An 8,550-nucleotide genomic window follows, 5' to 3' on the forward strand; every position below is an offset into this window, starting at 1 on the left:
AAGCAGAAATGGCCTTTTCAAACGGGGAGTACAATCATGAAGGCAAAACTGTTCACACTTATCACCTGTATGATTTTGTTCAGTGCGTCGGCTGTGCCGCATAGCGCCGCCGATGCCATTACCGAGCAGGAAGCGCATTCCATAGGCCTGGACGCCTATGTGTATTTTTATCCGTTGGTGACGATGGACGTCACTCGTAAGCAGGCCACCAACATCGAAGCTGGCAAGGTGATGGGACGTGGTCCGGCCAATGAGTTTACCAACGTGCCGGAATTCCCGACCGCCGATATGCGCGACGTCGTTCGCGTCAATTTCGATACGCTTTACTCAGTCGCCTGGCTCGACATGACCAAGGAGCCGATGATTGTTTCGGTTCCGGACACGAACGGGCGGTTTTATCTGCTGCCAATGCTCGACATGTGGTCGAACGTCTTTGCCTCACCCGGTTGGCGGACGACAGGCACCGCCAAAGCCGATTTTGCTATCGTTCCACCAAAGTGGGAGGGCGGAGGATTACCCGAGGGAACGCAGCGTATAGATGCGCCGACACCCTTTGTCTGGATAATCGGGCGCACCAAGACCGACGGCCCACCGGACTATGATGCGGTCCACAAGATACAGGCCGGCTACAAGGTAACGCCGCTGTCGCAATGGGGCAAAACCCCGGAGCCGGTCAAAGTCACGATCGACCCGGCAGTTGACATGAAGACATCGCCGAAGGCCACTGTGGACGGAATGTCGGCCGGTGAATTTTTCGCGCGAGCCGCAGAGATCCTGAAAATCAATCCGCCCCACCTGACCGATCAGCCCATAATCACCCAGATGAGACGGATCGGCATAGCGCCTGGTCAGAGCTTCGACATTGCCAAGCTCGATCCCGCCGTCGCCAAGGCGCTCGAAGGTGTGCCGGCGGAGGCGAACAAACTGATGGAATGGAAGATGGCGACCCTCGCCCGGGTCGCGAACAATTGGTCGATGAATACCGACACGATGGGTGTCTACGGCAATTACTACCTGAAGCGAGCAATCGTCGCGCAGGTAGGGCTTGGCGCAAACCTTCCTGAAGACGCCATCTACCCGCTCAACCTCGGCGACGAAAAGGGCAACCCGCTGAATGGAGCGAACAATTACACAATTCATTTCGATAAGGCGTCCCTGCCACCAGTCAAGGCGTTCTGGTCCATCACGCTCTATGATTCTGAGGGTTTCCAGGTTGCCAACAGCATCAATCGGTTCGCCGTAAGCAGTTGGATGCCGTTTGAGTACAATGCCGATGGTTCGCTTGATATCCACTTCCAGAACAAGAGCCCCGGCAAGGATAAGGAGGCCAACTGGCTGCCTGCACCAGCGGGACCATTCAACCTGACCATGCGGCTCTATGGGCCGGAAATGGACGCGCTGACAGGGAAATGGAATCCGCCCCCGGCGGTGATGGTGCCGGTGCTGCAACAGCTCATTGCGCAATAGCGCGAAGGTTCTGCTATTAGTCTGGCATGAGTTACGTCCAGCGCATTTTTCGTGATATCCCCGGTCTGTGGCCGGCACTCATGCGCGAGTTGCGCTCGATACATCATCCTGGGCCACGCATGATCGACGAGTTCGAGTGCGTGGTATCCGTCTTGCTCGCGATCGTCTTTGCCCATGCACTTGGGGCTCAGAATGTCGGCTGGGCGGCGTTCAGCGGCTATATGGTCATGCGCTCGCATGTCTCGCAGAGCCTGATGCGCGGGAGTCTGCGTTTGGTCGGGACTGCAGCTGGCGCCGGCGTGGCGCTCCTGGTCGCACCGATGGCCGTTAAGTCACCGGCAGTCATGAGCGTCGCGCTCGCTGTGTTCGGCGGCGTCACCCTCTATTTCGCGCTGGTCGGCCGGCGCAGCTATGCCTGGTTATTCACCGGGCTCACATTCTGCATGATCGTCATCGAAGGTATGAAACATCCAACGGAGAGCGTGCTGCCCTTTGCGCAGTCGCGCCTTCTTGAGATCGTGGCGGGAACTGTCGCTTGCATTCTGGTGAGTGCCGTCTCGACATTTCTCGTTCGGCGCAGGTTGAATGTGCAGGGCAGTGAAACTGCCATGCAGACCGCTATACGGCATTCGCCCCTCTGGCATTCGGGAGCAGTCAGGCACTCGGTCGAGGCAGCGATCGCCCTTGCGTTCATTCCATGGATATGGGTGTGGCTGGGCACCACTTCGCTAGCGCAATCAAGTGTGACAATCATGGCGGTGATGATGATTCCGGTGGCGAACCTTGGCGCAGACCCGCTCAATCCAGTGACCTCCAAACTGTTGTTGCGCTTCGTCGGCTGCAGTGCCGGCGGCCTGTTGGCCATCGCAATTCTTTTCGCAAGTCACCACTCACCAGTGCTCATGACACTGGCCGTATGCCTCGGCGTGCTGGTGGGGCGGCATATCGAAAACGGCAACGCGGCAACCAGCTACATCGGCACACAGTTTGTTTTGGCTTTCCTTGTGGTGCTGGTGCCGGATAGCTATTTGGATGCCGTCGTCGATCCAGGTATTGACCGATTGGCGGGCATCCTGATCGGAATTGTCATTCTTGAGCCGGTATTGATCCTGTCGCACTTTGTGCTCGGTCACGACTCCCGGAAAGTCCCACCGTTGCAAGGGCATGAGCCAACGGAATAACCGACGATCTAGCGGTGCGCTCAGCCTGGCCGGACCGCGCCGTGCGAAACATCAAAGAACTGGGCTCGTCCTTCCAAGCTTCTGAACAGGGCCTTGTCCGTACCGGTCATGAAGGCCTGGCCGCCAAGTTCTTCTATGATGTCAAAAAGCGCCGCCCTTCGGCCCTCATCCAGATGCGCGGCGATCTCGTCCAGAAGAAGGATTGGTGCCATGCCAGCAAGTTCGCCCGTCAACCGCGCATGGGAGAGAATGAGGCCGATGAGCAATGCCTTCTGTTCGCCGGTCGAACAGAGTTCAGCCGGCATTGCCTTTGGCCGATGACGGACGAGCAGGTCAGAGCGATGCGGGCCATCGAGCGTGCGCCCGGCGGCACGATCACGGCTACGCCCGTCATGCAGCGCACGCCGAAACGTTTCTTCCACATCGGTTGCCGCTTCGATGCCGATACGCTGCTCCAACTCGCCTTCGAGCAGGCAATCCGCTTTGGGGAAGGGGGTGTTATCGGGCAAGCGCTCGATCATGCCATTGATCAGGCGCATGAGCTCGGCTCGCGCTGCCGCAATAGCGATGCCAAGCTCGGCCATCGGAGTCTCGATCGCATCGAGCCAGGCATCGCTGCCGCGCTCTTCCGTAAGCAGACGGTTACGGCTGCGCATTGCTTTCTCGTAATCGAGGACGCGCCTGCCGTGCGCCGGGTCAATGGCGAGGACCATACGATCAAGGAAGCGGCGGCGATCAGCGGCTGGGCCTGTGAACAACCCGTCCATGGCTGGAACCAGCCAGAGTATGCGGGAATATTCCAGGAGTTCGTCGGCGCCCGCCGCCGTTACGCCATTTATGCGGACGCGCCGCGCGTTGTCCCCGGACGCATTGCCGGCAAGCCCCGTGCCGACATCGACGGTACCCTCGGCTGTTTCGATGGCGGCGTGAATGGCAAACCCATCGGCCGCATTGGTGCGGGTGACATCGGTATAGGTTGCGCGGCGCAGACCCCGGCCTGGCGACAGGAACGAGATCGCCTCGAGCAAATTGGTCTTGCCCGCACCGTTCTCGCCGGTCAGCACCACATGCGCAGGCGCCAGCCGCAGCGACAGGTTTTCATAGTTGCGGAAATTGGCAAGCTTCAGCCGGCTGATCGAAACGCGGGCCGGTTTGCCCGCGTCCGTATTCGGATCATCGGTCATCGGTATGCTTGGGGGTGCTATACCCGCATTGGCATGAGTACATAAAGCGCATTTTCGTCGCCCGTATCACGCACCAGCGTTGGCGAACCCGCATCGGCCAGCATGAAAATCGCCTCAGATCCCGTCAACTGGGCCGTAATATCGAGCAAATATTTGGCATTGAAGCCGATCTCGATCGGATCTGAGTCATAGTCCGCGGAAAGCTCGTCCGTGGCACTGCCGGAATCAGGATTGTTGACGGTGAGTGTCAACTGGCCATCCGCGATAGTCAATTTGACGGCCCGGCCGCGCTCGCTCGAAATCGTCGAGACGCGATCGACAGCAGAAGCGAAGCTTTGGCGGTCGATTGTCAGCTTCTTGTCATTGCCGGAGGGAATGACGCGCTGGTAATCAGGGAAGGTGCCGTCGATCAACTTGGAGGTGAGGACGACCGAGCCAATCGTGAAGCGGATTTTGGTCTCCGAGAGTTCGACGGTCACGACGATATCCGGATCATCGACAAGTTTTTGCAGTTCAGCGACGGTCTTCCGCGGAATGATGATGCCGGGCATGCCTTCAGCACCTGACGGGGCTTCGAGCTCGGCGCGGGCAAGGCGGTGGCCATCAGTAGCAACGGCACGCAACTTCAGCGCACCCTCGCTCTCGATCGCATGGAGATAGATACCGTTGAGATAATAGCGTGTCTCTTCGGTGGAAATGGCGAATTGCGTCCGGTCGATCAAGCCTTTCAGCGCAGTTGATGGCATGCGGAATGTGTGGGTGAAGGAGCCAGCTGTAAGCTCGGGAAAATCCGATTGCGGCAGACACTGCAGGCGGAAACTCGACCGGCCCGAGGTAACTGCCATGGAATTACCGTCGGTATTGGTTGCAAGCAAGACTTCCGCGCCGTCAGGTAGCTTGCGGACGATATCGTAGAGAAGATGCGCCGGAACCGTTGTCGCGCCAGCCTGGTCAACTTGGGCCGCTGTCGCTTCCGTCACTTCGAGATCGAGGTCGGTCGCCTTGAGGGCGAGGCTTGCGCCGTCAGCGTTCAACAGAACATTCGATAGGATCGGAATGGTGTTACGCCGTTCGACTACACGATGCACATGGTTGAGCGACTTCAGAAGATTGGAACGTTCAAGAGTTACACGCATGATAAACCGGTCTCGCTGACTTCAATTCCAGCCAAAGCACCGCGGGTTTGCCGCACTTTTCTGGGGAGGGAAACGCAATTTTCCCAAGGTCAGGCAAATTGGCAGATATTTACCGCAAAAAGCAAGTCTGCGGCCGGCAACAGTGTGCCATACCGCAGCCTTTCTGTTGATAAACTATTGCGCCTGGTCGTTGATCAAACGCTTGAGCAACTCCAGCTCTTGCGACAATTTCTGGTCCTTGCCGACGATATCCTCGATCTTGCGGACCGCATGAAGAACCGTGGTGTGATCGCGGCCACCGAAGCGGCGGCCAATTTCCGGCAGCGAGCGGGGTGTCAGTGTCTTGGCGAGATACATAGCGATTTGACGGGGTTTAACGATCGTGCGCGTGCGCCGGTTCGATAGAAGGTCCTGCTTTGACACGTTGTAGTGCCGAGCAACGATCCGCTGGATCTCTTCTATGCGGATACGCTTGGCTTCGCCGCCGCGCATCAGATGGCTCAGAAGTTCATCGACGCGATCGACTGACAGATTAGGCTCGAATGTCTGGCGGAAGAGGAGCTGATTGAATGCACCTTCGAGTTCGCGGCCGCTGCCGGTGACGGACTGGGCAACATGATCAAGGATTTCCGGCGAGATGTCGAGCGAATGGTCTTCCGTCTGGGCGGCGACGAGGCGGCGCTTCAGGATTTCGAGGCGCATCGCATAGTCCGGCGAGATCATTTCAAGCGCGACACCGCCTTGAAGACGCGAACGAACCCGTGGATCAAGCGATTCCAGCTCCGACGGCGGGCGATCCGCAGCCACGACGACCTGCTTGGCGCTGTCGAGAAGCGTATTGATGAGATGGCAGAATTCATGCTGGATCGACTTGCCCTGCAGAAACTGCATGTCGTCGATGATCAGCAGATCGATGTCGCGGAGCTGTTCCTTGAACGATAGTGCATTGTTGTCGCGGATGGCGGTTGCAAAGCGCCACATGAAATATTCGGCAGTGAGATACACGACACGGGCACGTTCCGGACGCTTCAACGCTTCGGCGGCAATTGCTTGCAAGAGGTGTGTCTTGCCGAGGCCAACTGAGGCGTGAATGAACAGTGGATTGAAGCGGACGGCGCTGGCGCCTGCGTCAGCAATCGTGCGCGCAGCAGCAAGCGCAACGCGGTTGGGCGTGCCATCAACAAAGGTGTCGAATGTATAGCGCGGATCGAGCGGCGAACCGAAGACGGAATTCTGGGCGCGGTCGACAAAATGCGTAGGCGCTTTCTTGTCCTGCGTGGTGTTGCCAACTGGAAAGACGGGCTTTTCGCGAAGGAGGGCACGGCTGTCGGCGCGCACCGTGGTTTCCGTATCGCAAGCCGGGCGGGTGGCGCGGCTGGCGCTGCGGAAAACGATCTCAACCTTGAGCGTCTGCTCATCTTCTTCACGCCAGAGGGCAGTGATCATGTCGCAGTAGTGATTGTTGATCCACGAACGCAGGAAGGCGGTCGGAACCGACAGGCGAACGATGCTCTTTGATGTCTCATCCAGTTTCAGGCGGCCGAACCAGCTCGAGTAAACCTCGCTTCCGAGTTTCGCTTTCAGCTTGAGCTTGACGCGCTCAAAAATCAGCTCCCCCTGGCTACTGGCCGTGTCCATTTTATCCCCTTCCATATGGAGCGGGACCATGGCTGCCTTTGAGCCGTTTTCCATTATTCCGCTGGTCATTGTCATCGCCTCATCCTGATATTGTCGTTCGGGTCACACGCCCGTATTTTGCAAAATGAATTCCGGCCAACCGCCCCAGTGGTCAGCCCGAACAGTCTAAAAGCTAAAGGGTAGAGGTCTCAGCGATAACGCAGTGCCGGACTGAATAAATCTGGTCCAGAATATGTATAACTACCACGTTCGCATCCCTCTCAATTTAGGCGCAGTAAAACTCTCGCCCGGCTCTCGCCAGCGTCGTCGACTCGCTCTTGTTTTTGAAACAACTCAAATCGCAAGATTTGAGTACTGACAAAATCTACCCGTCACGCAAACAATAACATCTGCGCCCGACCCTACATTTACTAAGCCTGTTAAATGGGTTTTTGCCCACCCCTTCGATGTCTGGACCTTACAAAAACCTTTGCAGGAAGGGCAAGTGCGCCCCAAGGGTTTTTTGATGAATTAAAGGTTAACGATTTTGCATTTTTTTTAACAGTCTTTGAGACAAAGAGGAAAAATCGTTCTGATTCAAAGCCTTTTTTGGGCTGTACATTTTGTTGCAGTGCGGACTCTTGTTGGCAAAAAAAAATATTAAATTATCGCTTGACAGAGGCTGAGGCGAGAGATTCTCCCCGCCCACTACACGGCACAATGACTACCTTCTATAAGTCGTTGAAAACAAAGGCAAATTGATGATTGACGCTTTTTGTCCTAGCAAGTTTGTGACCGCCATATGTCATGGTTTTGATAAGCCACGATCTTTTCCTTGGGAAACGAATTTATTCCCACAGAATCACTCAAAACAAAAAACCCGGCTAACGAGCAGCCGGGTCTTCATATATAAAAATGACACGTTGGATCAGGCCGACATGCTCTTCAGGCGAGCCGACAGGCGGGACACCTTGCGCGAAGCGGTATTCTTGTGAAAGACACCCTTCGATGCAGCACGCATCACTTCCGGTTCAACCGCCTTGAAGGCGATGGAAGCGGCTGCCTGATCACCGCTTGCTACCGCATCTTCGAACTTGCGAAGGAAGGTGCGCACGCGGGAGCGGCGGGACTTGTTTACTTCGGTGCGGGCTTCGATCTTACGCGCCGCTTTTTTGGCCGAAGGAGTGTTGGCCATGTTGCCTCTCTTTTCTGTCAGCTAATCGGCAGCGTTAAAGCGGCCGTCACAAAATAATAGGGCGGCCAAGAGGCCACCGAACGTTGTCGGGCTTATAGATGACGTTTGCTTTTGCGTCAACTTGGAATCTGCGCGATTTTGCCCTTAACGGTTTTTGAAATCCGGCGTGCGTTTTTCCGCAAAGGCGTTCATTCCCTCGCGTTGATCCTCAAGCGCGAACATGGAATGAAACACACGCCGTTCGAACCTCAAGCCTTCTGCGAGCGTCGTTTCATAAGCTCGGTTAATGGTCTCCTTGGTCATCATGACGACGGGCAAGGAGAAAGATGCAATTTTCCCGGCGGCCTTCATGGCTTCGTCGATCAGTTCACCGGCGGGCACCACGCGCGAGACCAATCCGCTGCGTTCTGCCTCGTTGGCATCCATCATGCGCCCGGTCAGGCACATGTCCATGGATTTCGACTTGCCAACAAAACGGGTGAGTCGCTGCGACCCCCCCATGCCAGGCATGACGCCGAGTGTGATTTCCGGCTGACCGAATTTTGCGTTATCGGCGGCAATAATGAAGTCACACATCATCGCGAGCTCGCAGCCGCCCCCGAGCGCATAGCCGGCGACGGCGGCGATCAGCGGCTTGCGCAACCGCGTCACCCGTTCCCATTCGCTGAAATAATCGCCAAGATAGGCGTCGGCGAACTCCAGCGTTTGCATCTCCTTGATATCAGCGCCCGCTGCAAAGGCCTTTTCCGAACCGGTGAGCACTATGGCGC

General features: G+C 56.7%; 7 protein-coding genes. 2 read left to right on the top strand and 5 right to left on the bottom strand.

Annotation, left to right across the window (positions count from 1 at the left end; genetic code table 11):
• Nucleotides 1-69: 69 nt before the first annotated feature.
• Both ACXJ5O_RS13375 and ACXJ5O_RS13380 read left to right on the top strand, forming a co-directional pair.
• Nucleotides 70-1,467 (top strand): DUF1254 domain-containing protein, encoded by a 1,398-nt coding sequence (locus ACXJ5O_RS13375; RefSeq protein ID WP_457300320.1) that lies wholly within the window; start codon nucleotides 70-72, stop codon nucleotides 1,465-1,467.
• Between the two features lie 26 nt (nucleotides 1,468-1,493).
• Complete coding sequence (locus ACXJ5O_RS13380; protein WP_457300316.1) at nucleotides 1,494-2,648, top strand: FUSC family protein; 1,155 nt, start codon at nucleotides 1,494-1,496, stop codon at nucleotides 2,646-2,648.
• Between the two features lie 20 nt (nucleotides 2,649-2,668).
• On the opposite strand, the gene recF is transcribed toward ACXJ5O_RS13380, so the two are convergent.
• From recF to ACXJ5O_RS13405, 5 genes are all read right to left on the bottom strand, one after another.
• Nucleotides 2,669-3,832, bottom strand: a complete 1,164-nt coding sequence (gene recF, locus ACXJ5O_RS13385; protein ID WP_457300317.1) for a DNA replication/repair protein RecF — start codon at nucleotides 3,830-3,832, stop codon at nucleotides 2,669-2,671.
• 17 nt (nucleotides 3,833-3,849) lie between these two features.
• Complete coding sequence (gene dnaN / locus ACXJ5O_RS13390; RefSeq protein WP_457300318.1) at nucleotides 3,850-4,968, bottom strand: DNA polymerase III subunit beta; 1,119 nt, start codon at nucleotides 4,966-4,968, stop codon at nucleotides 3,850-3,852.
• A gap of 174 nt (nucleotides 4,969-5,142) precedes the next feature.
• Nucleotides 5,143-6,636 (bottom strand): chromosomal replication initiator protein DnaA, encoded by a 1,494-nt coding sequence (gene dnaA / locus ACXJ5O_RS13395; protein WP_162701841.1) that lies wholly within the window; start codon nucleotides 6,634-6,636, stop codon nucleotides 5,143-5,145.
• A gap of 877 nt (nucleotides 6,637-7,513) precedes the next feature.
• The gene (gene rpsT, locus ACXJ5O_RS13400; protein ID WP_112526460.1) at nucleotides 7,514-7,780 is read right to left on the bottom strand and encodes a 30S ribosomal protein S20; all 267 of its coding nucleotides are present in this window, start codon (nucleotides 7,778-7,780) and stop codon (nucleotides 7,514-7,516) included.
• Between the two features lie 144 nt (nucleotides 7,781-7,924).
• The coding region (locus tag ACXJ5O_RS13405; protein ID WP_457300319.1) for an enoyl-CoA hydratase-related protein at nucleotides 7,925-8,550 on the bottom strand (626 nt) is incomplete at its 5' end.

The organism is Phyllobacterium sp. P5_D12, assembly GCF_054049495.1.

Bases quoted from the DNA above. Each gene is read 5' to 3' on its own strand.
- recF (WP_457300317.1), bottom strand. From the start codon at position 3,832: ATGACCGATGATCCGAATACGGACGCGGGCAAACCGGCCCGCGTTTCG.
- rpsT (WP_112526460.1), bottom strand. From the start codon at position 7,780: ATGGCCAACACTCCTTCGGCCAAAAAAGCGGCGCGTAAGATCGAAGCC.
- ACXJ5O_RS13375 (WP_457300320.1), top strand. From the start codon at position 70: ATGATTTTGTTCAGTGCGTCGGCTGTGCCGCATAGCGCCGCCGATGCC.
- ACXJ5O_RS13380 (WP_457300316.1), top strand. From the start codon at position 1,494: ATGAGTTACGTCCAGCGCATTTTTCGTGATATCCCCGGTCTGTGGCCG.
- dnaA (WP_162701841.1), bottom strand. From the start codon at position 6,636: ATGGTCCCGCTCCATATGGAAGGGGATAAAATGGACACGGCCAGTAGC.
- dnaN (WP_457300318.1), bottom strand. From the start codon at position 4,968: ATGCGTGTAACTCTTGAACGTTCCAATCTTCTGAAGTCGCTCAACCAT.